Origin of the sequence: Streptomyces sp. CA-251247, assembly GCF_050952975.1 — a bacterium.
Classification (GTDB): Bacteria; Actinomycetota; Actinomycetes; order Streptomycetales; family Streptomycetaceae; genus Streptomyces; species Streptomyces achmelvichensis.
Map to the genome: position 1 here is coordinate 1,192,899 of NZ_CP191861.1, position 23,517 is coordinate 1,216,415.

The following is a 23,517-nucleotide window of genomic DNA, read 5'->3' on the forward strand; positions in this document are numbered from 1 at the left end:
CCAGATCGGGCCCGGGAGGCGCGGGCGCTCCCGGTCGAGTCCTGGGCAGCGCGGCGTTCCCGGTCGAGTCCTAGGAGGCGCGGCGTTCCTCGTCGTGGTGCCTGATCTCGACATCGCCCGAGTCGCCGAAGGTGAGCCTGCAGGTGTCGGCGCGGTAGGTGGCGACCGACAGCGCGGCTGTCCTGCCGGCGGAGAAGTAACGGGTGGTGACCATCAGCACGGGCGCGCCCGGCAGCCGGTCGAGCTCCTTGGCGTCGTCGGCGCGGGCCGAGCCGAGCTCCACGGCGCGGTCCTGGCCGTCGAGTTCGCGGCGCTGAAGTTCCCGCAGGACGGCACGCGCACGGGCCGGCCCCGAGGGCGTGTCGATGGCGGAGAGCTCGGCGACGGATGCGGCCGGCACGTAGAGCAGCTCGGCCGCGACCGGTTGTCCGTGGCTGACGCGCAGCCGGCGCACGACGTACGTCTCCTCGTCGGCGCCGGTGTCCAGGAACCGTGCGACCGCGACCGGCGGCACAGCCTGGGTGCAGTCGACCGACTGCCAGGAGTCCTGCGCCGATCCGGGCCACGCGTGCTCGGTGGTGGAGACGTCCACGCCCACGCGCGGAGGGGCGACGGTCGTACCGACGCCGCGGCGGCGCTGGAGTCGTCCTTCGAGCTCGAGCTGTTCGAGTGCCTGGCGCAGGGTCGCGCGGGCAACTCCGAAGCGGGCGGCCAGATCTCGTTCGTTGGGCAGGATCTCGCCCACCGCGAAGTCCGAGTCCAGCGCTTCACCGATCACGGTCTTGAGGTGCCAGTACTTCGGCTCCGGCACTGATTCGAGCTGCGTGGTCCCCACCCTGATCCTCCGCAATGGCCGTGTCAGCGGCGGCTTTTCCGCGCCCTTGTTTATTAAAGGTTCCTGCACTAACTCTGCGACCATAGGACGGCCCACCACCTTGGTCAAGACCAATCCTGCGTTCGTCACGCTGTGAGGTCGAGTGGGTTCGCAGCGCGTTCACAGGGCGTTCGTATCCCAGTGAAACGCGCGCGGCAAAGACCCCCTGCCCTTTTCGGACAGAGGGTCGGAGCGGGGCCGCTCGCAGGTCAGAGGGTGGGGAGCGCGCCGAGTTTGTCGGGGTTGCGCATCAGGTGGATGCACTGGATGCGGCCGCCCCGGATCTCCAACTGGAAGACGGTGTCCGGCTTTCCGGCGCTGAACACCACGAGCCCCGGTGCGCCGTTGATCTCGGGGAACGTGAAGTCCGCCGCGGGGATCGGCTGCTTCGCCACCGCGAACAGGAACCGTCCCACCTTGTCCGCGCCCTCCAGGATCCGCACCGGGGCCTTGGCCTTGCCTCCGCTGTCGCTGATCATCCGGACGTCGGGGGCGAGGAGGTCCAGCAGGGCGTCCAGATCGCCGCCGGCCGCTGCGGTGAGGAAGCGCTGGGTGAGATCGCGCCGTTCGCCGGGGTCCACGTCGTAGCGGGGTTTGCGCTCCTCCACATGCCGCCGCGCACGGCCCGCGAGCTGTCGCACGGCCGCCTCGGAGCGCTCCAGCGTGGTCGCGATCTCGCCATAGGGAAAGCCGAAGGCCTCGCGGAGCACGAACACCGCCCGCTCCAGCGGCGATAGCGACTCCAGGACCACGAGCACGGCGAGGGAGACGGATTCGGCGAGAACCGCCTGCTCGGCCGTGTCGGGGACCGTGCTGCCGAAGTCCGTGGCGATCGGCTCGGGGAGCCACGGACCGATGTACGCCTCGCCCCTCGCCCTGATCTGCCGCAGCCGGTCGATCGCGAGCCGGGTGGTGATCCGTACGAGATAGCCGCGCGGCTCCGCCACATCGTCGCGCTCCTGCGCGGTCCACCGCAGCCACGCGTCCTGCACCACGTCCTCGGCGTCGGCCGCCCGGCCGAGCATGCGGTAGGCCACACCGGTCAGCACGGGCCGGTGCTCTTCGAAGACGTCGGTCGCAGTGTCGCTCGCCACGCTTCCATCCCACCCGACGGCGCATCCGCTGTCCAGGCGGCGGGGGCGCGCCGCGCCGCACATCCACGTCCGCCCGGCGGTTCCTCTTGAACTGGAAGCTACTGAGCGGTAATTCTTACGGACAAGCGGCCGGGCCGCCCGTCCCACGGGCGTACGCCGTCCGACACATCGGTGCCGTGGCGAGACCAAGGAGCAGCAGGGCATGGTCGCGAAGATCTCGTTCTCCGTCGAGTCACCCCGGGGCAGCCGGGAGCTGTCCGTCTCCTACGAGAGGGCGGGCTCGGGCGAACCGCTGCTGCTGCTCCACGGCATAGGGCATCACCGCCAGGCCTGGGACCCGGTGATCGGGATTCTCGCGGCCGAGCGCGAGGTCATCGCGGTCGACCTGCCCGGCTTCGGTGTCTCCCCGGCACTGCCCGACGGGGTGCGGTACGACCTGGCGGCCGTCGGAGGTGCGCTCGCCACGCTCTGCGAGGCACTGGACATCGAGCGGCCCCATGTCGCCGGCAACTCCCTCGGCGGGCTGCTGGCCCTCGAGTTGGGCCGCGAGAAGCTGGTCCGTTCCGTCACCGCCCTCTCCCCCGCCGGCTTCTGGACGGAGGGGGAACGGCTCTTCGCCTTCGGAACACTGCGGGCCATGCGGCTGGGCGCCCAGTCGTTGTCCCTGCCGATGATCGAGTGGCTCGCCCGCAGCGCCGCCGGACGCGCGGCACTCACCAGCACCATCTACGCCAAGCCGGGCAGGCGTTCACCCGAGGCCGTCGTCGCGGAGACCCTCGCGCTGCGGGGTGCCACCGGCTTCCACGAGACCCTCCTGGCCGGCCGCGACGTCCTGTTCACCGACGACATTCCCGATGTGCCCGTCACCATCGCCTGGGGCACCCGCGACCGGCTGCTGTTCCGCCGGCAGGGTGTCCGCGCCAAGCAGGCCATCCCCGGCGCCCGGCTCGTCCGGCTGCCCGGATGCGGCCACGTGCCGATGAACGACGACCCCGCTCTCGTCGCCCGCGTCCTGCTGGACGGCAGCCGCTGACCCGCGCCCGAAGACGCCGGAGCCGAGCGCCGCGCCCGCTCCGACCAGCACTCCGCCCGCAGCCTGGGCGGGACCGAACGATCCGGTGCCCACGAGCGGCGCGGTGAGGGCGGCGGCGACGGGGATGAGGCCGGTGAAGAGCGTCGCCCGCTCGGTGCCGATCCGCTGCAGTCCCCTGTACCAGGTCACAAAGCCGATGACGGTCACCACGGCCGCCTGCCACAGCAGCGCCAGTGCCTCGCCCTGCTCCGGGGTCCGCACGAATGCGGCGCCGTCCACGACGAGTCCGACGATCGTGGACTCGATGGCCGCGACACCGCAGACGGTCGCCGTGAGCAGTTTGGGTCCGAGCGGCCGGAGCACGGGCGCCGCCAGCACGGCGAACCCGACCTCGCCCGCCAGCGCGGCCACCGACCAGCCGATGCCCGCGGCGTCGGCGCGGCCCCAGCCCTGGACCGTGAAGGCCCCCGCCGCCACGAGCAGCGCTCCGAACAGGACCGGCCGGGTGGGCCGCCGGCCGTCCGCGAGCGGTACGAGCACGGCGACGATGACGGGCGCGCAGCCGACGAACACGCCCGGGACCGCGGGCTCGGCGGTGCGTTCCGCCGCCAGGATCGCCAGGTTGAACCCGACCATGCCGACTCCGGCGAGCAGGGCGATGCGGCCCCACTGGGACGGACTGAGCAGTTTCAGCGGGGCGAGTGCGGCCCGTCCGCCGAGCAGGGGCAGCAGAAGCAGGCAGGCCAGGGCATAGCGAACGGCCTGACCTCCGGCGTACGGGTAGTCGCCGAGGACGCTGTTGGCGGTGAAGGAGGCGCCGACCAGGCAGTAGGCGAAGGAGACGAGCCCCACGCCGTGCAGCGTGTGGGTGTTCATACGGTTCATGGGGACGACGCTATGGACGCCCGCGGTCCCCTTTAAGGTCCACTTCCATGACGACATCGGGGACCAATCCGCAGGACGGGCCGTCCTGGACGACCGCCTGGGAACTGCTGCTGCCGGCCGCCGGAGCACCGGCCCGCCGGCGCGGCCGGGCCCTCCAGTCGGCCCTGCGCGAGTCGGTCAGATCGGGCCGGCTGGCAGCCGGTACCCGGCTGCCCTCCAGCCGGGAACTCGCCGCAGACCTCGGGGTGTCCCGCGGCCTGGTCACCGAGGCGTACGAACAGCTGACCGCCGAGGGCTATCTGCGCAGCGACCGGGGCGCGGGCACCTGGGTGGGGGACGCGGCACGGGCCGGTGCCCGGGCGGCGCGGGACCTCGCACCGCGGGCGTCCGGCGCCCGGGTGGACTTCCGTCCCGGCACCCCCGACCTCTCGCTCTTCCCGGGCGCCGCGTGGGCCGCCTCGCACAAGTCCGTACTGGCGCGGCTGCCCCATCGGGCGCTGGGCTACCCGGATCCACGCGGCCTGCCCGAGCTGCGTACCGCTCTCGCGTCGCTGCTCGTCCGGCGCCGCGGTGTCGTCGCCGATCCCGAACGGCTGGTGGTGTGCTCGGGCGTCGCCCAGGCCATGACCCTGCTCGGTTTCGTGCTGCACGGGCACGGGCTGCGGACGATCGGGGTCGAGGACCCGGGGAGTCCGCAGCACGGCCCGCTGTTGGCCGCGGCGGGTCTCGGCGAGACACCGCTCCCGCTGGACGACGACGGACTGGCCATGGAACCGCTGCACCGGTCCGGTGTGCGGGCCGTGGTGACGACACCGGCGCATCAGTTCCCCTCCGGGATCGCCTACTCCGCGCAGCGCCGCACCGAACTCCTCGACTGGGCACGGTCGGTGGACGGACTGGTCGTCGAAGACGACTACGACGGCGACTTCCGCTACGACCGCGCGCCGGTGGGCGCGCTCCAGGGCCTGGACCCCGAACGCGTCGCCTACAGCGGCTCGGTGAGCAAATCGCTCGCCCCGGGGCTGCGCCTCGGCTGGCTGCTGGTGCCCGAACGTCTCGCCGACGAGGTGGTCGAACGCAAGCGCACCATGGATCTGGGCAACCCCTCTCTCGACCAGGCGCTGCTCGCCGACTTCATCGACGGCGGCGGCTACGACCGGCAACTGCGACGCTGCCAGCGGGCCTACCGGGAGCGGCGCGACGCGCTCGTCGGCGCGCTCGACGAGCACTTCCCGGGCACGGAGGTGAGCGGGATAGCCGCCGGGCTCCATGCCATCGCGCGTCTGCCCGGGAGGTTCGGTCCCGAGCCGCGGTTCCTGGAGTCGGCGCGGCGGGCGGGCATCGTTCTGCGGGCGCTCGCCGAACACGGGACGGCACGGTATGCGGACTCGGCGGTCCGGCTCGTGCTCGGGTACGCGCATCTGACGCCGTCGGACATCGTGCGCGGGATCGGGTTGCTGGCACGCGAGACGCAGGGGGGCGGCCCGGCGGCGCACTGACGAGGCCGGCCGCCGACACCGCGCCACGGGGGCTGCGGCGTGCGGGAGTTGGGGGTGCCGGCGGGGATCGTTCACCGGTGGGCGAAGGTCCGGTCCGGTCCGGTCCGGTCCGGTCCGGAGAAGACGGTGGGCCGGCGGCGCGGTGGGCCCGGGCGCGGGAGGCCGTGCACGAAGGGCCCGGCGCGGAACCCGCCGAGGGGAGCCGGCGCCAGGAGGCCGGTGTACCAAACCAAAGGCCCGGGCGCGGAAGGCCGGTGTGCGGAAGGCCGGTTGTTCACCTCCGGTTCGTGTGCGCGCCGCAGCCGGGCGCTAGGCATGGCTCGGCACACCCGGCGCACCCCTGCCCCAACCGTTCTGGAGGCCCAGCGATGTCGCACAGCCCGCGGAGAACCCCCGACCGCCGTACCGTTCTGCGGGGCACGGTCGCCGCATCGGCGGCCCTCGCGCTTCCGGCGGTGGGCGCGGCACCCGCGCTGGCCCGCTCCGGCCGTCCCCGTGCGGCCTGGGGCGTGCAGACCGGCGATGTCACCACGTCGTCGGGACTGGTGTGGGCACGTTCGGACCGGCCCGCCCGCATGATCGTCGAGACGTCGGCGACGGACTCCTTCCGGCGTACGCACCGGTGGCACGGCCCGCTGCTCGGGGCCGGCACGGACTTCACCGGTACGGCGTCGCTGCGCGGGCTGCCGGCGGGCGAGCAGATCCACTACCGGGTCACGCTCGCGGACCCGGACGACCCCCGTCGTACCGGCGAGCCGGTGTACGGAACGTTCCGTACCGCACCCGCCCGGCGCCGTCAGGACGTCCGCTTTCTGTGGTCGGGCGACATCGCGGGCCAGGGCTGGGGCATCAATGTGGACATCGGCGGTTACCGCGCCTACGAGGAGATGCGCCGGCGCAATCCGGACTTCTTCCTGTGCAGCGGTGACACGGTGTACGCGGACGGCCCGCTGGTCCCGAGCGTGACGCTGCCGGACGGCCGTGTGTGGCGCAACCTGATGACCGAGGAGAAGGCGAAGGTCGCCGAGACGCTCGCGGAGTACCGCGGCACCTTCCGCTACAACCTCCTCGACGAGAACGTCCGCCGCTTCAACGCGCAGGTGCCGACCGTGGTCCAGTGGGACGACCACGAGGTGCGCAACAACTGGTACCCGGGCCAGATCCTCGACGACGTCCGCTACACCGAGAAGAACGTGGACGTCCTGGCCGCGCGTGCGTCCCGTGCGTTCAGCGAGTACTTCCCGGTCTCGACCCTTCCGTCGGGCGGGCGCGAGGGCCGGATGCACCGGGTGGTGCGGTACGGGCCGCTGCTCGACGTGTTCGTCCTGGACATGCGCTCGTATCGCAACGCCAACTCGCCGGGCCGGCAGGCCGACGACACACAGGGCATCCTCGGCGCCGAGCAGCTTGCCTGGCTGAAGCGGGAGTTGTCGCGGTCGCGTGCGGTGTGGAAGGTCATCGCGTCCGACATGCCGCTCGGTCTGGTGGTGCCCGACGGCGCGGCGAACTTCGAGGCGGTGGCGCAGGGCGACCCCGGCGCGCCCCTCGGACGCGAGCTGCAGATCGCGGAGTTGCTGCGGCACATCAAGCACCGCCGGATCACCGGAACGCTGTGGCTCACCGCGGATGTGCACTACACCTCGGCCCAGCACTACACGCCGGAGCGGGCCGCCTTCAAGGACTTCGCCCCGTTCTGGGAGTTCGTCTCGGGGCCGCTGGCGGCGGGCGGCTTCCCGGCCAACGCTCTGGATGCCACGTTCGGTCCCGAGCGGGTCTTCGTCCGCGCGCCCGAGCGGGCGAACGTCTCGCCGATGGAGTCCTCGCAGTACTTCGGCGAGGTCGACATCGACGGCGGCAGCGGTGAGTTGACCGTACGGCTGCGGGCCGAAGGAGGGACGGTGCTGTTCAGCAAGGTGCTCCAGCCGGGCCGCGTAGGACAGTAGGCAGGACAGGAGAAGACCGGGCATCCACCCGGACGTGAGCCCGGCCGTCCGCCTCCGCGAGGGGTGCGGGGCGGTCGGGTTCTGCTGTACGCCCGGCGTCACGCGCCGAGGTGACGCGGAACCGTCATGCGCGCGGAGGTGTGGAGTTCTCCCCGGGGGATACTCGCGGGGGCTGGGGATGCCGGGGCGAGGAGATCGTCGCAGCTCGCCGGGCTGTGGGTCCCGGCCGGTGATCTCGATACATCGGGCGACCGATCACTCCCCGCCAAAATCGGCCAAAAATGCCCTATAGCGGTTCAGATCCGCGCTTAACCCATCAGTCACAATACGTTCGCGATCACGCAACACAGAACGTTCACAGTGAGGGCATGACTGATGTGACTTCTGCGAAGAGTGCCCGCCGCCCCCACCACTGGCGACGGGATCTCGTCGAACTGGCCGCGCTGTTCACGGCGGTGGCCGTCGCCGACGGCATCGCGAATCTGGTCGGCCACAGCCCCGACGGTCCGTTCCTGCTCGTCGCCTCCGCCGTCGCCCTCGTGGCCACGGCCACGTTCCACACATGGTGGGCACGACGCCACGGCCACGCTCCTCCGGCCGGCACGAGCGATACCGCCGGCGGTACGGGCGCGGCCGGCGCCGAGCGTGCCGACGACGGCACACCGCACGAGACGACGCTGTGGCGCATGCGCACCACCGTCGAGGACGCGCCCGGCAGTCTCGCCGCGCTGTGCACCGCCCTCGCCTCCCTGCGCGTGGACATCCTCACCCTGCAGACGCACCCGCTCGCCGCAGGCACCGTGGACGAGTTCCTGCTCAGGGCCCCCGGCCCGCTCCAGGCCCGGCAGCTGACCCACGCCGTCTCCGCGGCCGGCGGCAGCAGCACCTGGATCGAGCGGGCGGACGCCCACGACCTCGTCGACACCCCGACGCGGGTGCTCGGCCTCGCCACCCGTACCGCCCTGGACGCGGCTGAACTCCCCCTTGCACTACGGCAGTTGCTCGGACGGTGCACCATCCACTCGCTGCCCGCCGTCTCCCTCACCGGCCGCCCCACCGGCGATCTCCCGCCGGTGGAAGGCGTCCTGGAGGACACGGTGATGCGGCTGCGCGACCCGAACGGAGGCGCGATCACCGTCGAGCGGCCCTATCTCCCCTTCACCCCCACCGAGTTCGCCCGGGCGCGCGCCCTGGTCGAGCTGGACGCCCGGCTCGGCCCCCGTATCCCGCGCAGCCAGGACGTCCTGACCCTCCCCGAGGGCAACGAGATCACCGTGCGCCGGGCCGACCAGAGCGACGTCGAAGCGGCGAAGGCGATGCACGAGCGGTGCTCGCAGCGCACGCTCGGCCACCGTTACCACGGGCCGGTCGGCGACGCCGACCGCTATCTGAACCACCTGCTCAGCCCGCGCTTCGGGCGCACACTCGCCGTCCAGACGGCCTCCGGCCGGCTCGTCGCCCTCGGCCATCTCCTGTGGGACGGGGACGAGACCGAGATCGCTCTGCTGGTGGAGGACGACTGGCAGCGCCGCGGCATCGGCTCGGAGCTGCTCGGCCGGCTCGTCGGCCTCGCCCGGGAGGCCCGCTGCAGCAGTGTGTACGCCGTGACCCAGTCGTCCAACACCGCCATGGTGGCGGCGATGCGCGGCCTGGGTCTGCCCCTCGACTACCAGATCGAGGAGGGCACGCTGGTGATCACAGCCCGACTGGACGGATCTGCCGAACAGCACCGGTCCTGGTTCGAACAGGCTGAGCGCTGAGCGCTTCGGCGAGATCCCGCCAGAGGTCCTCGACGTCCTCCAGCCCGACGGACAGCCGCAGCAGCCGGTCACTGACACCGGCCGAGCGCCGGTCGCCCTCCGCGACGATGCGGTGACTGATGGACGCCGGGTGCTGGATCAGGCTGTCGACGCTGCCGAGGCTGACGGCGGGGGTGATCAGCCGTACGCCGGCGATCACCCGGTGCGCGTCGCCGTAGACCTCGAACGAGACCATGGCCCCGCCGATCCGCGGGTAGTGCACACGCGCGATACGCGGATCGGCGGCCAGCCGGCACGCCAGGTCGGCGGCCGAGGCGGAGGCCGCCCTGACCCGTACCGGCAGGGTGGACAGACCCCGCAGCAGCAGATAGCCCGCCATCGGATGCAGCACACCGCCGGTCGCGAAGCGCACCTGCCGCAGGCGTCCGGCGAACTCCTCGTCGCAGGCCACGACCCCGCCCATCACGTCGCCGTGACCGCCCAGGTACTTGGTGGCGCTGTGCAGCACGATCCGCGCGCCGTGCCGTATCGGGCGCTGGAGCACGGGGGTGGCGAAGGTGTTGTCGACAAGCAGCGGCACCGAACCGCAGGCATGGCGTACGGCCTCGATGTCGACCTCGGCGAGGGTCGGGTTGGCCGGCGTCTCGACCATGACCAGACCGGTGTCGGGGCGTATGGCGTCGGCGATCCCCGCCGGATCCGTCCAGGTCACCTCGGTGCCCAGCAGACCCGTCTCCAGCAGGTGATCGCTGCATCCGTACAGGGGACGGACGGCGACCACATGACGCAGGCCCATGCTCGCCCGCACCAGCAGTACGGCGGTGAGTGCCGCCATCCCGCTGGCGAAGGCCACCGCGGCCTCGGCGCCCTCGAGCCGGGCGAGGGCCGTCTCGAAGCGGGCCGTGGTCGGGTTGTCGAGCCGTCCGTAGACGGGCGGGCCCTCGGGCCGGCCGCCGGTGAGGGCGAAGGCGTCGATCCGCTCGGCCTCGGCCGCGGCGTCGTAGGAGGGATACGTGGTCGACAGGTCCAGCGGCGGTGCGTGCACACCCAGCTCCGCGAGGTCCTCGCGTCCGGCGTGTACTGCTTCGGTGGCCAGCGCCCGGGGTACGGGGGCGGCGAAGGCTGCGTTGTCCATGAGCGCAGACTGAACACCTACCGGAACGTAGCGTCGGATGGCCGTGCTACGTTCGATGAATGGCCGAATCTGTCGCTCTGGACCCGGTCGACCTGCAGATCCTCCGCCTTCTGCAGAACGACGCCCGGACCACGTACCGCGATCTGGCGGCGGAGGTCGGAGTCGCGCCGTCCACCTGCCTGGACCGGGTGACGCGGCTGCGCCGCTCCGGCGTGATCCTCGGTCACCGTCTGGCCCTCGACCCGGCCCGGCTGGGCCGCGGTCTCCAGGCCCTGCTGTCGGTGCAGGTGCGCCCGCACCGGCGCGAGCTGATCGGGCCGTTCGTGGAGCGCATCCGCGCCCTGCCGGAATCGCTGGCCCTGTTCCATCTCACCGGTCCGGACGACTATCTGGTGCATGTGGCGGTGACGGACACGGCCGACCTCCAGCGCCTGGTCATCGACGAGTTCACCTCACAGCGGGAAGTCGCCCGCGTGGAGACCCGGTTGATATTCCAGCAGTGGGACTGCGGACCCCTGCTGCCTCCGGCCGGACAGTGAGCGATCCGGCCGATGACATGCCGCTGAGCCGGGACGATGGTGACGCGGAGGCCTCACTCGTATGAGGATGTGCGCATGTCTGTCACCCTCAGCCATCCGCTGCCCCGCCAGGTCGCCGACGCCTACGTCGACGCGCTCATCGAACTCGATCCGACCGTCGGAAGTTATCTGGGAGTCAAGGAGAGCGCCGGACTGCTCCCCGACTACTCACCCGCAGGTCAGGAGCGATTCGCCGAACTCGCCAGGGAGACCCTCGCCCGGCTCGACGAGGCCGAGAAGCTGCCAGGTGCCGCCGCGGACGCGGAACGGCGTTGCGGACGGCTGCTGCGAGAGCGTCTGACGGCCGAGCTGGCCGTGCACGATGCGGAGGAAGGGCTGCGGACCGTCAGCAACATGCGCTCGCCGGTGCACGCGGTGCGCGAGGTCTTCACGGTGACGCCGACGCAGACCGACGAGGACTGGGCAGCGGTGGCCCAGCGGCTGCGGGCCGTACCGCAGGCCCTCGGCGGCTACCGGGAATCGCTCGAACTGGGCCTGGAACGCAAGCTGTTCGGTGGCCCTCGGGCCACCACGACCCATATCGGTCAACTGACGGAATGGCTGGGCACGGACCGCAGCTGGTTCGAGGACATCGTCGCGGAGGGCCCGGACGCGCTGCGCGCCGAGCTCGACGCCGCCGCCCGCACGGCCACCGCCGCCCTCGGTGAGCTGCGGGACTGGATGCGCGACGTCTACGCCCCGGCTGTCGCGGACGCCCCGGACACCGTGGGCCGCGAGCGCTACGCCCGCTGGTCCCGCTACTTCAACGGCACGGACCTCGACCTGGACGAGGCGTACGCGTACGGCTGGTCCGAATACCACCGTCTGCTGGCCGAGATGAAGAAGGAAGCCGCCAAGATCCTGCCCGGCGCGGGCCCTTGGGAGGCGCTGGCCCACCTCGACGTGCACGGCGAGCACATCGAGGGCGTCGAAGAGGTCCGGGTCTGGCTGCAGAACCTGATGGACGAAGCGATCGAGGCGCTGGACGGCACCCACTTCGAACTCGCCGAGCGGGTGCGCGAGGTGGAGTCCCGGATCGCACCCCCGGGCGGAGCGGCGGCGCCGTACTACACCGGTCCCTCGGAGGACTTCACCCGGATCGGCCAGACCTGGCTGCCGACGATGGGCGCCACACGCTTCCCGGTGTACGACCTGGTGTCCACCTGGTACCACGAGGGTGTCCCCGGCCACCATCTGCAGATCGCGCAGTGGGTGCATGTCGCCGACCAGCTCTCCCGCTACCAGGCCACGGTCGGCATGGTCAGCGCGAACGCGGAGGGCTGGGCCCTGTACGCGGAACGGCTGATGGACGAACTGGGCTTCCTGCCCGACCCGGAGCGCCGGCTCGGTTATCTCGACGCCCAGATGATGCGCGCGTGCCGGGTGATCGTGGACATCGGCATGCACCTGGAGCTGGAGATCCCTGCCGACTCGCCGTTCCATCCGGGCGAGCGCTGGACGCCGGAACTGGCGCAGGAGTTCTTCGGCAACCACAGCGGCCGGCCGGCGGACTTCGTGGAGAGCGAGCTGACGCGGTACCTCTCGATGCCCGCGCAGGCGATCGGCTACAAGCTCGGCGAACGGGCCTGGCTGCTGGGTCGCGAGAACGCGCGCCGGAACCACGGCGCGTCCTTCGACGCTAAGGCCTGGCACATGGCGGCGCTGTCGCAGGGTTCGCTGGGGCTGGACGATCTGGTGGACGAGCTGTCGAAGTTGTGAGGGCTGCGGCCTGAGGGCGGGCGCGTGAGGGCGGGCGCGTGAGCGCCCTGCCCTGCCGACCTTGCACCGGAATCACAGCCCGGCGCCATACGCCCCCGGTGGCTCGCGTCCCGCAGTGGGACGCGAGCCGCCTGCCGTCAACGGCGGAAACCGCCCTCCGAGTTGATCACCTCGCCGGTGATCCACTCCGCCTCGTCCGTCGCCAGCCACGCGATCAGCCGCGCCGGGTCGTCCGGGATTCCCCAGCGGCCCGCCGGGAACATCCCCGCGATCTCCTCGTACACCTCGCCGTCCAGGTAGTCCGTGTCCACCGGCCCCGGATTGACGGTGTTCACGGTCACCAGGAGATCCGCGAGGGACGTGGCGAGCGTCCGGGTCGCCGATGCGAGCGCGCCCTTGGCCAGGGCGTAGGCGATCTCCTGCGGCATCCCGCCGGCGATGTCCTGGCCCGATGTCATCATCACCACCCGGCCGCCGGGGGTGCGCTCCGGCAGCGCGGCCCGCAGCCGGGCGTACGCCTGGACCAGCAGGATCACCGAGCGCGCGTCGACGGCCCAGTGCGCGTCGAGCATGCCGGCGTCGATCGTGTCGAGAGGACCGTCGCCCCCGCTGAGGGCGTGATTGGCGACGAGGATGTCGAGCCGGCCGCCGAGGGCTTCGGCGGCGGTGGTGACGAGTTCGGCCGGTGCGGCCGGGTCCGACAGATCGCCGGGACCGTGGAAGACGGCCGCGGACGGGTCGCCGAGTGCGTCACGCACCCCCTCGGCCACCGCACGGGGCCCGTCGGGGTCCGCACCCCACGGCTGGGCCGCGTCGTGCGGGACATGGTGGTGGAGATGGACACTCGCGCCGTACGCGGCGAGACGGCGGGCCACCGCGTAGCCGATGCCGCCGCGCCGACTCGCACCGGTGACAAGGGCGGTTCGGCCGCGCAGCGGGAGTGGATCACGCCGCAGCGACGCGGCATCGGGGTTCGGGATCTTCGGCATGGCAGGTCATCCTGCTCGATCGCACCGCCCGTGTCACACCCATGGCGACCGGCGCGCGGCCACGGACCACGGCCCTGTCCAACCCGCGTCCCCCCGCTGCCGGTTCAGCAGCCGCAGGCGTCCGCGCCGACAGGTGCGGTCAGCGGGTCGGCCGCGCGCTGCGCGCCGCCCTCCCACGTCTCGTACGCGAATCCCTCGCGCACCCAGTACTCGAAGCCGCCGAGCATCTCCTTGACCTGGTAGCCGAGTTCGGCGAGTGCGAGCGCGGAACGGACTCCGCCGTTGCAGCCGGGGCCCCAGCAGTAGGTGACCACCGGCACCGCCGGGTCGAGCAGTTGTCCGGCCTGCTCGGCGATCAGCGCGGTCGGCAGGTGGACCGCTCCGGGGACGTGCCCCTGGTCCCAGGACTGGGTGGACCGCGAGTCGAGGACGACGAATCCCGGGTCGCCGCCGGCAGCGAGCGCCGAGGCGACGTCGGAGACATCGGCGTGGAAGGCGAGCGAGGCACCGAAGTACGCGGCGGCAGCGGCAGGAGGCGCCGGCGGGACCCGAAGGACGGGATGGGAGAAGGTGGGGCCCGAAGGGGCGGAGTGCGCGGTGAGCCGGGTCGTTGTCATGACCAAGAATCTACGAGCGGCCGGCGCGGGTCTGAAGGGAGATTTCCCCGGGCTGCTCTTGATCGGCCGGGGATTCCCCTGTTATCTCTCGGGGATGACCGCGTATTCACCGGACGCCACGGACTGGCGCATTCTGCAGGCCCTGCAGAGCGAGGGCAGGGCCGGCTTCGCCGAGCTCGCCCGCACCGTCTCGATGTCCGCGAGCGCCGTGACCGAGCGGGTACGGCGGCTGGAGGAGGCAGGCGTCATCGCCGGCTACACCGCGGTGGTCGACCAGGAGCGGCTCGGGCTGCCGATTCTCGCCTTCGTACGACTGCGGTACCCGAACGGCAACTACAAGCCCTTCCACGACCTGCTGGAGACGACGCCCGAGATCCTCGAAGCGCACCATGTGACCGGCGACGACTGCTTTGTACTCAAGGTCGCCGCCCGGTCCATGAGCCATCTCGAATCCGTCGCCGGCAAGATCGGCGCGCTGGGCTCGGTCACCACGAGCATCGTCTACTCCTCCCCGCTGCCGCGCCGGGCGATCAGCCGCTGAGCGGGGCGGTCCGCAGCCGCACCACGGATCCGTTCCGCTCCTTGACCACTTCGAGCTGGGTCGGGATGCGGCGGCGCAGATCCGGGACATGGCTCACGATGCCGACGCTGCGGTCCCGCTCGCGCAGCGAATCGAGCACGTCGATGACCTCGTCGAGGGTCTGCTCGTCCAGACTGCCGAAGCCCTCGTCGATGAAGAGGGTGTCCAGCTGTACGCCGCCCGCCTCGTCGGTGACCACGTCGGCGAGGCCGAGAGCGAGGGCGAGCGAGGCGAAGAACGTCTCGCCGCCGGAGAGCGTCGCCGTGTCGCGTTCGCTGCCCGTCCAGGCGTCGACGACATGGAGTCCGAGTCCCGAACGCCTGCCCCCGGCGCGTGCGTCGGAGTGCACCAGGGTGTAGCGACCGGCCGACATGCGCTGGAGGCGCGCGGTGGCGGCCGCCGCGACCTGTTCGAGCCGGGCGGCGAGGACGTACGACTCCAGGCGCATCTTGCGCTCGTTGTCCGCGGAGGTGCCCGCGGTGAGTCCGGCGAGCCGCGCCACACGGTCGTACTCCTCGCGCAGCGGGCCGAGGCGGAGCACTTCCGTGGCGGCCTGGCGCGCGAGCCGTCCGAGTTCGGCGGTCCGGCCTCGGGCGGCCGCGAGCACGGACGTGGCGTCACGCAGGGCGCGTTCGGCCGTGTCGTGCGCGGCACGGGCGGACTCGGGGTCGGCGGGCGGACGTCCGGCGGCGTCGCGCGTCTCCGGCTCGGCGAGCCGGTCGGCGACGGCGGCGGCCTCTCTCTGCCAGTCGTCGATACGGTGCTGGAGGTCGCGATGCTCCGCGTCGCTCAGCATCGCGTCGGCGGCTGCCCTGGGCGTGTCGAACCCCGCACGGAACGCGGCGTCGGCCAGCCGGTCGTCGGCGTCCTTCAGCCGCCGGGCCGTGAGATCGACGGCACGGACGGCCTCGGCGGCCGTGGTGAGCAGGCGGACCCGCCGCTCCAGCAGATCCGCGTGCGCGGCGACACTCGCCTCGCCGCCTCGCGCGCGTACCAACTCCCCTGCCAGCGACGCCTGTTCGCGGTCGAGCGCCTCGCGGCCCGAGGTCCGCGCCGCGGCACGCCGACCGGCCTCCTGCTGTGCCGCAAGACGCTCCTGGTGTTCCCGCTCGGCGTGGTCGAGTGCCTCGCGCGCGGCATGCATCCCGGAGGCGAGACGGCGGGCCTGCTGATGGTCGTGGTCCAACTCTTCGACCAGGGTGCGCAGTTCCGACACGTCGGGATCGACGGCGAACGTACCGCCGTCCGTTGCCGCGCCGATGGGCGCTCTGTCCGCCTCTCCGGCCGGCGCCGTGCCCTCGGCCCCGCTCGTCCCCTCCCGGGCCGCTTCCCGCGCCGCGGCCAGCGACTCGCGCACCACCGCGAGTTCGCGTTCCGCGTCCGCCTTCGCCTCATCCGCCCGGGTGCAGCCCTCGTACGCGGACTCCTCCGCCGAGTGGTCCACGTGCCCCTCGCCCGCGCGGGCCGGATCGGGATGGTCCGGCGATCCGCAGACGGCGCAGGGCTCGCCGGGCAGCAGCCCCGCGGCCAGTTCCGCGGCGATGCCCCGCAGCCGGCGTTCCTTGAGGTCGAGCCAGCGCTCCCGGGCGCTGTTGGCACGCTCGTGTGCCGTTCGCAGCCGTTGTGCTGCGCCTTCGGCACGGGCGGCGAGCCGGTCCCGTTCGAGAGCGGCATGCAGTCTGCGGCGCGCGGGGGCGAGCCGGCCCGCCAGGTGTTCGGCGGCCGTGGCGGCCTCCTGGGCGGCCGTGATGTGCTCCTGGTGACCGCGGCGCAGCGACTCCCAGCCGGACAGCCAGGCCGCCGCGTCCTGGAGGATGTCGTCGTCGGCCCGGGCCTGGCGGTCGAGGTCCGCGCGCTCGCGTCCGATCTCCTCGCTGCGCCGCTCGGCCCTGCGGGCGGCGTCGAGGCCGCCGAGATCCTGGCGCAGTTTCCTTTCCAGCTCGGACAGTTGCTCCGCGCCGGCCTCGTGCAGCTCCGGCGGGAGGCCCGCCAGGGCCAGGTCGCGCGCCTCGCTCGCGCTGTCGTGCTCGCGCTCGGCGTCGTCCCGCAGCCGCAGTGCCGGTGTCACGCGTTCGGCCTTGCGGCCCCGTTCCATACGGGTGTGCAGCGCCTCGCGCTCCGGTCGGCGTGCTTCCAGGGCCTCCTGGCGGCGCTGTGCGTCGTCGTACCGCTGCTGCAGCCGGTGCAGTTCACGCTCGGCGTCCAGCGTGTGGCGCGCGGCGGCCTGCCGGCTCTCCGCGGCGGACAGCGCGCAGTCGGCGATGTCCTGGCGCTCCCTGGCCCCCGCGCGGGCGACCGCCGCCCAGTCCAGCACGGCACCGGCGAGGCCCGGGTCTCCCGGCTGCTGCTGCGGCAGCGGCCAGTCGCCCGCCGCGGCGCCTGCCTCCTGCTCCATCTTGTGGGCGATCGCGAGCAGTCGCTCGTCCCCGGCCTTCACCTGCTGTTCCGCGGCGCGGCGCTGTTCGGCGAGCCGGTCCTCGACGGCGGCGAAGCGGCGGGTGTCGAAGAGCCGGCCCAGCAGCTTGCCGCGGGCCTCGGCGTCGGCGCGCAGGAAGCGGGCGAAGTCGCCCTGCGGCAACAGCACCACCTGGCAGAACTGGTCGCGGCTCATGCCGACGAGCTGGGTGAGCTCCTCGCCGATCTCCTGGTGGGAGCGGCTCAGCGCCTGCCACTCGCCGCTCTGGGCGTCGTACTCACGCAGCCAGCTCTGTGCGCGCTCGGTGGTGAACCCCTTCCCGTTCCTCTTCGGCCGGAGCTGGGCCGGGCGGCGGCGGATCTCCAACCGCCGCCCACCGACGGTCAGTTCGAGCAGGACCTCGGTGAAGGTGCCCGCCACGGCGTGGTCGCTGCGCAGCGAGGCCCCCGGGCTCTGCCGGGCCCCGGGCACCGCGCCGTACAGCGCGAAGCAGACGGCATCGAGCACAGAGGTCTTGCCTGCGCCGGTCGGCCCGTGGAGCAGGAAGATCCCGGCGGCGGACAGGGTGTCGAAGTCGACCTCCTGGTCGGCGCCGAAGGGGCCGAAGGCGGTGACGGTCAGCCGGTGCAGCCTCACCCGGCCACCTCGCGCACACTGTGGTCCACACGGACGTCGTCGAACGCTCCGCGCAGCACCGTGCGCTCGCGCTCGTCGGGCCCGCTGCCCCGGACATGGGCCACGAAGTCCTCCGCGATCTCCTGGTCGCTGCGTCCCTTCAGCCGCTCGGCGTACGAGGTGACGGTGTCCTCCTCGGCGCGCTCGGGTTCGAAGACGAGGCTCAACGCGTACGGGAAGCGCTCGGCGAGGCGAGCCATCGGGTCGGCCGGGCGCACCGGGTCGGTGAGCGTGGCCTCGACGAACGACTGCTCGTGGCCGGCGAGCGCCGGGTCGTCGAGCAGGTCGTCCAGCCGTCCGCGCAACCGCGCGAGGGGCCGCGGGACCGGGCAGTCGACACGCTCGGCGTCGATCTCACCGGCAGGGCCGAGGTCGAGGAGCCACATGGTCTTGCGGTGGGATGCCTCGGAGAAGGAGTAGGCGAGCGGCGAACCGGAGTAGCGCACGCGCTCGGTGATGGTCTGGGCGCCGTGCAGATGCCCGAGCGCGACATAGTCGACGCCGTCGAACACTCCGGCCGGCACCGCCGCGACACCGCCGACGGTGATGTCCCGTTCGCTGTCGCTCTCCTGGCCGCCCGCGACGAACGCGTGCGCCAGCACGAGCGAGCGCGTACCGGCCGGACGGGTCGCGAGGTCGGCCCTGACCCGGTCCATCGCCGCACCGATGACGGCCTCGTGGTGCGTCTTGTCGGTCTTGAACTCGTCCTTCACCAGGGCCGGTTCCAGATACGGCAGGCCATAGCAGGCGACCTCGCCATGGTCGTCGGCGAGGACCACGGGGGTGTCACAGCCCGCCGGGTCGGTCCGCAGATGTATCCCGGCCCGCTCGATGAGCCCGGCCCCGACCCCGAGACGGCGCGCGGAATCATGGTTCCCGGAGATCATGACGGTCGGCACGCCGACGGCCGCCAGCCGGTGCAGCGCGTCGTCGAACAGCTCGACGGCGGTGAGCGGCGGCACCGCCCGGTCGTACACGTCTCCCGCCACCAGCACCGCGTCCACGTCGCGTTCGCGAACCGTCGCCACCACGTGGTCGAGGAACGCGGCCTGGGCGTCGAGCAGGCTCACCCGGTGGAGCGAGCGCCCCAGGTGCCAGTCCGACGTATGCAGGAATCTCATGATCCCCGAGAGTAACGGTGCGGTCGGACATCACGTGCGGAATCAGGCGTCCCCATACGCCTCACCGCCCAACTCCAGCACCGCAGTTCCCGCGGTGGCGTCCGCCAGCCAACCGCGGAACGCCTCGACGTCGGCGTCGGGCAGACCGATCTCGAAGGTGACGGCCTCCGCGTACCGCACCTCGCGCACATCACGTCCGGTGGCCCGCAGATCGTTCTCGAGCTTGCCCGCGCGCTGGTGGTCGACGGTGACGCTGGCGAGCCGGAAGCGCTGCCGGGTGAGAGTCCCGAGCGTGTCGAGCGCTTCGCCGACCGCTCCCCCGTACGCCCGGATCAGCCCGCCGGCGCCGAGCTTCACACCGCCGTAGTACCGCGTGACGACCGCGACGGCATAGCGGACATCACGCCGCATCAGCATCTGGAGCATGGGGACACCGGCCGTACCGCCGGGCTCGCCGTCGTCACCCGCCTTCTGGACGGCGGCGTCGGCCCCGATGACATACGCGAAGCAGTTGTGCGAGGCGGCCGGGTGCTCCCTGCGGACCCGGGCGACGAAGGCCTGTGCCTCCTCCTCGGTCGCCGCGGGTGCGAGCGCGCAGATGAAGCGCGATCGGTTGATCTCTGTCTCGTGCACACCCTCGCGGGCGACCGTCCGGTACTGCTCCTGCATCCAGCCACCCTATGCGGCGCCCGGAGGGGAATGCTCCGCGAGGCTCCCCGGTTGTCGGTTTCATGGACGCAGACACAGAGACGATCCGCAGGATTCTGACCTCGACGGGTGACACGTGGGCGGTGGTGGGCCTGTCCACCAACACGTCCCGGGCGGCGTACGGCGTCGCCGACGTCCTCCAGCGCTTCGGCAAGCGCATCGTGCCGGTCCACCCCAAGGCCGAGACGGTCCACGGCGAACTGGGCTACGCCTCACTCGCCGACATCCCCTTCGAGGTCGACGTGGTCGACGTCTTCGTCAACTCGGACCTGGCGGGCGCGGTGGCGGACGAGGCGGTCGCGGCCGGCGCGAAGGCGGTCTGGTTCCAGCTGGGCGTGATCGACCCCGAGGCGTACGAGCGCACGCGCGCGGCGGGCCTGGACATGGTGATGGATCGCTGCCCGGCGATCGAGATCCCGCGACTGGGGTGAGCGGGGCGGGCCGGGGGCGTTGCCGATGCCGATGCCGGGTTGCGGGAGCCTGAAGGTCAGGTCCCCAACCCGGCAAGAACCACCACCCCCGCCAACCCCGCGAAGGCCTTCCCGGGCACGATCAGCTTCCCGCGCCTGCGCCCGCTGCCGATCAGCACCCACGGGATGTCGACGACCGCCGCGTCCACCAGCAGGGGCCAGCTCGCCGGGAGTCCGATCGGGGTGATGCCGCCGTACTCCATACCCGTCTCGCCCGTCGCGGTCTCCGTCGACGCGAACGACGCCTTGCGCGCGCCCAGTTGCTTGCGGACGACGCCGTTCACATCGACCCGCGTGCTCGACAGCACGACGCACGCCGCCAGCGTCGACTCGCCGCCTCGTCTGCCCGCGACGACCACGCAGTTCGCCGACTGTTCGAGCAGCTCTTGTCCGTAGTGCTGCACGAACACCGCCGTGTCCGCGATCTCCGGGTCCGTGTCCACATAGATCAGCTGGTCCGCCGGGACATCACCCTGCCAGCCGCGTACGGCGTCGGCGACCGGAGCGGTCAGGATGTCGAGGCAGTCGGGTGCGGGGCGGGCGTCGGGGAAGTTTCCGATGGGGGCGCGCATGGGCGGAAAAGTAGCAGCGGTCCGCGGCGGGGCGGCCGGGCGTCTCAGCGGACGGGCGGGATGGAGACGGCCATGGTCATCACGACCTTCTCGGCGCCGTCGTTCCGGTACCCGTGGGGGACGTTCGCCTCGAACGTGGCGGAGGAGCCGGCGGGCACCGTGTGCGGGGTGCCGTCGACCAGCAGGGTGAGGTCGCCCGCGGTGACGTGGAGGAGTTCGATCGTCCCGTCCGGGTGCGCGTCCGACTCGCTGCGGTCGCCGGGCATCAGCTCCCAGGCCCACAGCTCCAGGGGTCCGCGCTTCTCGGTGCCGACCAGCAACGTGGTGAAGCTGCCGGTGGAGGTCGACCACATCCGTACGGCCTGGTCCGGCGGGACGACGCGGACCTGCGGCCCCTGCTCGTAGTCGAGGAGCGTGGTGATGCTGACGCCGAGCGCGTCGGCGAGCTTCACCGTGGTCCCGACGCTCGGATTGGTGCGCGCCTGCTCGATCTGGATGATCATGCCGCGGCTGACCCCCGCGCGAGCGGCGAGAGCGTCGAGCGTGAGCCTCCGCTCGCCGCGCCAGCGTTTGAGGTTGCGGGCGAGCGACTGCGTGAGCTGGTCGAGATCCGACACGTTCCGTCCATTATCGTGGATGACAGAGTTCAATATCTTGCACTACCGTGTGGTGCACCCAAACGTTCACCGCACTGTACTGCGAGGCCCTCATGACCGCACTGTTCGCCCTGGCCACCAGCGTGCTGTGGGGTCTCGCGGACTTCGGCGGCGGACTGCTGACCCGGCGGACTCCCGCGCTCACCGTCGTGGTGGTCTCGCAGTCGATCGCGGTCGTGGTCCTCGGCGTGATCGTCGTCGCCACGGGCGCGTGGCACGAGGCGGGCCACCAGCTCTGGTACGCGGTGGGCGCCGGCGTCGTCGGGCCGGTGGCGATGCTCTCCTTCTACAAGGCGCTCGCCCTCGGCCCCATGGGTGTGGTCTCGCCGCTGGGTTCGCTGGGTGTGGCCGTGCCCGTGGGCGTCGGCCTCGTGCTGGGCGAGCGGCCCGGGCTGCTCCAGTTCGCCGGTATCGGCGTGGCGGTGGTCGGCATCGTGCTGGCCGGCGGTCCTGAGCTGCGGGGCGCAGCCGTGCAGCGCCGGGCGATCCTGCTGACCCTGACGGCGGCCTTCGGGTTCGGCGCGGTCATGGCCCTCATCGCCGAGGCGTCGACCACCCTCACCGGCCTGTTCCTGGCGCTGTTCGTGCAGCGCGTCACCAACGTGACCGTGGGCGGCGCGGCGCTGTACGCGTCGGTGAAGCGCGGCGGGCGGGCCCTGCCGGAGGACGGCGGGATGAAGGTCGTCGTGGCCTCGCTGCCCGCCCTCGCCTTCGTCGGTCTCGCCGACGTCGCGGCCAACGGCACGTACTCCATCGCCGCCCAGACGGGCCCGGTGACCGTGGCGGCCGTGCTGGCGAACCTCTACCCGGTGGTCACGGTGCTGGCGGCGCTCCTCCTGCTCAGGGAACGGCTGCGCATGGTCCAGGCGGCGGGCGCCGGGCTCGCACTGGTGGGCACGGTCCTGCTGGCCTCCGGTTGAGCTCGGCACTCGTCCGGGGGCCCGCGCTTGCCGGCCTCCGGTTGAGCTGGGCACTCGTCCGGGGGCCCGCGCTTGCCGGCCTCCGGCCGAGGTCGGTTCCCGCGCGGCTACGGCCTCGCCGAGCTCAGCTCTCGTCCAGCTCGGCGAGCGCCAGCAACTGCTCGGGCGTGACGCCGTCCGGGATCGGCACGGGCGCAGGCGTCCGCAGGGGCGGCTGCCAGCCGAGGACCGGGTCCCAGCTCCTGACCACGCGGGCCGGCGCCCCGGCGACCACGGAGTGGTCGGGGACCTCTCCGCGGACGACGGCCCCGGCGGCGACCACGACATTGCGGCCGAGGCGTGCGCCGGGCAGCACCACCGCGCCGGTGCCCAGCCAGCAACCCGGCCCGATGGTCACCGGCTCGGTACGGGGCCACTGCTTCCCGACCGGCTCGTGCGGATCGTCGTAACTGTGGTTGGTCGAGGTGATGTAGACGTACGGACCGCAGTACGTGTCGGAGCCGATGGACACCCTCGTGTCGGCGATGACATGGCTGCCGCGGCCGAGCACCACGCCGTGGCCCAGGGTCAGGATCGGCTCGGTGCCCAGATCGAGGTCCGGCATCATCCCCGCGGTCAAGGTGACCTGCTCCCCGATGATGCAGTGGTCCCCGAGCTCGATCCACGCCTCGCCGAACACGGTGCCCTGCGGGAAGGCGAGCCGGGTGCCGTGGCCGATGCTGCGGAAGCGCAGCCGGCCGGGGTGGTCGGCGGTGACGGCACCGGCGTCCTGTGCCCAGCGCCAGCCCCGGTGGAGGGCACGGGCGAGAACGCCACGCCACCAGGCGGCGGGCGATGAGAACGTGTTTCTGTTCTTCGGCACCCGCACACGGTAGTCGGCCCGATCGCGGCCGATCGGAGCACCGCGCTGTGATGTTCGCCCCACGGCGTCAGGCGGCGGGGCGCCCTGGGGGCCGTTCTGCCCGTACGCCCGGCGCCGGGTTGGCTGGAAAGCACCGCTCGGACGGGCGATGTCGTGGTCCCGGCCACCCCATTCGGCACAGAGGCAACAGCGGCCCCGAGGTCATGGGCACCGTTTCCGGCGACACACGGGCTGCCGGGAGGAAAACGCTGTCTACCACGTCCGCCTGGACCTGACAGTGACTTCGGGACTAAGTCCTCCGTTCCGTGGGCAGTCCGGCTTCTCAGTGCTCCCGGGCATCGGCGCGTGACTAGCATGAGCGCCACATGCGTACGGAAGATCACCGTCAACTTACGGTGCCTGTACGGCATG

General features: G+C 72.2%; 20 protein-coding genes and 1 pseudogene. 9 read left to right on the plus strand and 12 right to left on the minus strand.

Features of this window, described 5'->3' with window-relative positions:
- Positions 1-70: 70 nt before the first annotated feature.
- Together ACQPWZ_RS05130 and ACQPWZ_RS05135 are read right to left on the minus strand one after the other, a co-directional pair.
- The gene (locus tag ACQPWZ_RS05130; protein WP_356704680.1) at positions 71-835 is read right to left on the minus strand and encodes a GntR family transcriptional regulator; all 765 of its coding nucleotides are present in this window, start codon (positions 833-835) and stop codon (positions 71-73) included.
- Between the two features lie 248 nt (positions 836-1,083).
- Positions 1,084-1,968: an RNA polymerase sigma-70 factor gene (locus tag ACQPWZ_RS05135; RefSeq protein ID WP_340471930.1), complete on the minus strand. Its 885-nt coding sequence runs from the start codon at positions 1,966-1,968 to the stop codon at positions 1,084-1,086.
- Between the two features lie 202 nt (positions 1,969-2,170).
- Between ACQPWZ_RS05135 and ACQPWZ_RS05140 the strand changes: the two genes are divergently transcribed.
- Positions 2,171-3,001 (plus strand): alpha/beta fold hydrolase, encoded by an 831-nt coding sequence (locus tag ACQPWZ_RS05140; RefSeq protein WP_328859901.1) that lies wholly within the window; start codon positions 2,171-2,173, stop codon positions 2,999-3,001.
- 36 nt (positions 3,002-3,037) lie between these two features.
- Here the strand turns inward: ACQPWZ_RS05140 and ACQPWZ_RS05145 are convergent.
- A pseudogene (locus ACQPWZ_RS05145) lies at positions 3,038-3,943 on the minus strand (DMT family transporter); the annotation flags it as partial.
- On the opposite strand from ACQPWZ_RS05145, the gene ACQPWZ_RS05150 reads away from it, so the two are divergent.
- The 3 genes from ACQPWZ_RS05150 to ACQPWZ_RS05160 all read left to right on the plus strand — a co-directional run bounded on the left by ACQPWZ_RS05150 (position 3,934) and on the right by ACQPWZ_RS05160 (position 9,088).
- Positions 3,934-5,385, plus strand: a complete 1,452-nt coding sequence (locus ACQPWZ_RS05150) for a PLP-dependent aminotransferase family protein (protein ID WP_433570769.1) — start codon at positions 3,934-3,936, stop codon at positions 5,383-5,385. The pseudogene ACQPWZ_RS05145 and the gene ACQPWZ_RS05150 sit on opposite strands and share 10 nt — an antisense overlap.
- A 368-nt stretch (positions 5,386-5,753) precedes the next feature.
- Complete coding sequence (locus ACQPWZ_RS05155) at positions 5,754-7,328, plus strand: alkaline phosphatase D family protein (RefSeq protein ID WP_433570770.1); 1,575 nt, start codon at positions 5,754-5,756, stop codon at positions 7,326-7,328.
- 368 nt (positions 7,329-7,696) lie between these two features.
- On the plus strand, positions 7,697-9,088 hold the full coding sequence (locus tag ACQPWZ_RS05160; RefSeq protein ID WP_340471934.1) for a GNAT family N-acetyltransferase: 1,392 nt from the start codon (positions 7,697-7,699) through the stop codon (positions 9,086-9,088).
- Here the strand turns inward: ACQPWZ_RS05160 and ACQPWZ_RS05165 are convergent.
- Positions 9,024-10,223, minus strand: coding sequence for a trans-sulfuration enzyme family protein (locus tag ACQPWZ_RS05165; RefSeq protein WP_433570771.1), 1,200 nt, complete (start codon positions 10,221-10,223; stop codon positions 9,024-9,026). The genes ACQPWZ_RS05160 and ACQPWZ_RS05165 overlap by 65 nt on opposite strands.
- 59 nt (positions 10,224-10,282) lie before the next feature.
- Here ACQPWZ_RS05165 and ACQPWZ_RS05170 point away from each other — a divergent pair, with 59 nt between their 5' ends.
- Positions 10,283-10,762 carry an Lrp/AsnC family transcriptional regulator gene (locus tag ACQPWZ_RS05170; RefSeq protein WP_340471936.1) on the plus strand — a complete coding sequence of 160 codons (480 nt, stop codon included), beginning with the start codon at positions 10,283-10,285 and terminating at the stop codon, positions 10,760-10,762.
- A 75-nt stretch (positions 10,763-10,837) separates the two neighbouring features.
- Positions 10,838-12,520 (plus strand): DUF885 domain-containing protein, encoded by a 1,683-nt coding sequence (locus ACQPWZ_RS05175; RefSeq protein ID WP_340471937.1) that lies wholly within the window; start codon positions 10,838-10,840, stop codon positions 12,518-12,520.
- A 137-nt stretch (positions 12,521-12,657) separates the two neighbouring features.
- Here ACQPWZ_RS05175 and ACQPWZ_RS05180 read toward each other — a convergent pair whose 3' ends face one another.
- Both ACQPWZ_RS05180 and ACQPWZ_RS05185 read right to left on the minus strand, forming a co-directional pair.
- Positions 12,658-13,509 (minus strand): SDR family oxidoreductase, encoded by an 852-nt coding sequence (locus ACQPWZ_RS05180; RefSeq protein WP_433570772.1) that lies wholly within the window; start codon positions 13,507-13,509, stop codon positions 12,658-12,660.
- 104 nt (positions 13,510-13,613) lie between these two features.
- On the minus strand, positions 13,614-14,126 hold the full coding sequence (locus ACQPWZ_RS05185; protein ID WP_433570773.1) for a rhodanese-like domain-containing protein: 513 nt from the start codon (positions 14,124-14,126) through the stop codon (positions 13,614-13,616).
- A gap of 94 nt (positions 14,127-14,220) precedes the next feature.
- On the opposite strand from ACQPWZ_RS05185, the gene ACQPWZ_RS05190 reads away from it, so the two are divergent.
- A complete protein-coding gene (locus ACQPWZ_RS05190; RefSeq protein ID WP_405575780.1) occupies positions 14,221-14,667 on the plus strand; it encodes an Lrp/AsnC family transcriptional regulator in 447 nt (148 codons plus the stop codon).
- Here the strand turns inward: ACQPWZ_RS05190 and ACQPWZ_RS05195 are convergent.
- The 3 genes from ACQPWZ_RS05195 to ACQPWZ_RS05205 are packed head-to-tail and all read right to left on the minus strand — an operon-like array spanning position 14,657 to position 19,587.
- Complete coding sequence (locus ACQPWZ_RS05195) at positions 14,657-17,758, minus strand: AAA family ATPase (protein WP_433570774.1); 3,102 nt, start codon at positions 17,756-17,758, stop codon at positions 14,657-14,659. The two genes, ACQPWZ_RS05190 and ACQPWZ_RS05195, sit on opposite strands and share 11 nt — an antisense overlap.
- Positions 17,755-18,918 carry an exonuclease SbcCD subunit D gene (locus ACQPWZ_RS05200; protein ID WP_433570775.1) on the minus strand — a complete coding sequence of 388 codons (1,164 nt, stop codon included), beginning with the start codon at positions 18,916-18,918 and terminating at the stop codon, positions 17,755-17,757. The genes ACQPWZ_RS05195 and ACQPWZ_RS05200 overlap by 4 nt, the downstream gene beginning before the upstream one ends.
- A 42-nt stretch (positions 18,919-18,960) precedes the next feature.
- The gene (locus ACQPWZ_RS05205) at positions 18,961-19,587 is read right to left on the minus strand and encodes a YigZ family protein (RefSeq protein ID WP_433570776.1); all 627 of its coding nucleotides are present in this window, start codon (positions 19,585-19,587) and stop codon (positions 18,961-18,963) included.
- 62 nt (positions 19,588-19,649) lie between these two features.
- On the opposite strand from ACQPWZ_RS05205, the gene ACQPWZ_RS05210 reads away from it, so the two are divergent.
- Complete coding sequence (locus tag ACQPWZ_RS05210; RefSeq protein WP_433570777.1) at positions 19,650-20,057, plus strand: CoA-binding protein; 408 nt, start codon at positions 19,650-19,652, stop codon at positions 20,055-20,057.
- 56 nt (positions 20,058-20,113) lie between these two features.
- Here the strand turns inward: ACQPWZ_RS05210 and ACQPWZ_RS05215 are convergent, their stop codons facing one another.
- Both ACQPWZ_RS05215 and ACQPWZ_RS05220 read right to left on the minus strand, forming a co-directional pair.
- Positions 20,114-20,668 carry a YbaK/EbsC family protein gene (locus ACQPWZ_RS05215; protein ID WP_433570778.1) on the minus strand — a complete coding sequence of 185 codons (555 nt, stop codon included), beginning with the start codon at positions 20,666-20,668 and terminating at the stop codon, positions 20,114-20,116.
- Between the two features lie 44 nt (positions 20,669-20,712).
- Positions 20,713-21,285, minus strand: coding sequence for a helix-turn-helix domain-containing protein (locus ACQPWZ_RS05220; protein WP_356704666.1), 573 nt, complete (start codon positions 21,283-21,285; stop codon positions 20,713-20,715).
- 92 nt (positions 21,286-21,377) lie between these two features.
- On the opposite strand from ACQPWZ_RS05220, the gene ACQPWZ_RS05225 reads away from it, so the two are divergent.
- On the plus strand, positions 21,378-22,244 hold the full coding sequence (locus ACQPWZ_RS05225; protein WP_433570779.1) for an EamA family transporter: 867 nt from the start codon (positions 21,378-21,380) through the stop codon (positions 22,242-22,244).
- Positions 22,245-22,368: 124 nt separating this feature from the next.
- Here the strand turns inward: ACQPWZ_RS05225 and ACQPWZ_RS05230 are convergent, their stop codons facing one another.
- The gene (locus ACQPWZ_RS05230) at positions 22,369-23,106 is read right to left on the minus strand and encodes an acyltransferase (protein WP_383233863.1); all 738 of its coding nucleotides are present in this window, start codon (positions 23,104-23,106) and stop codon (positions 22,369-22,371) included.
- Positions 23,107-23,517 lie beyond the last annotated feature (411 nt).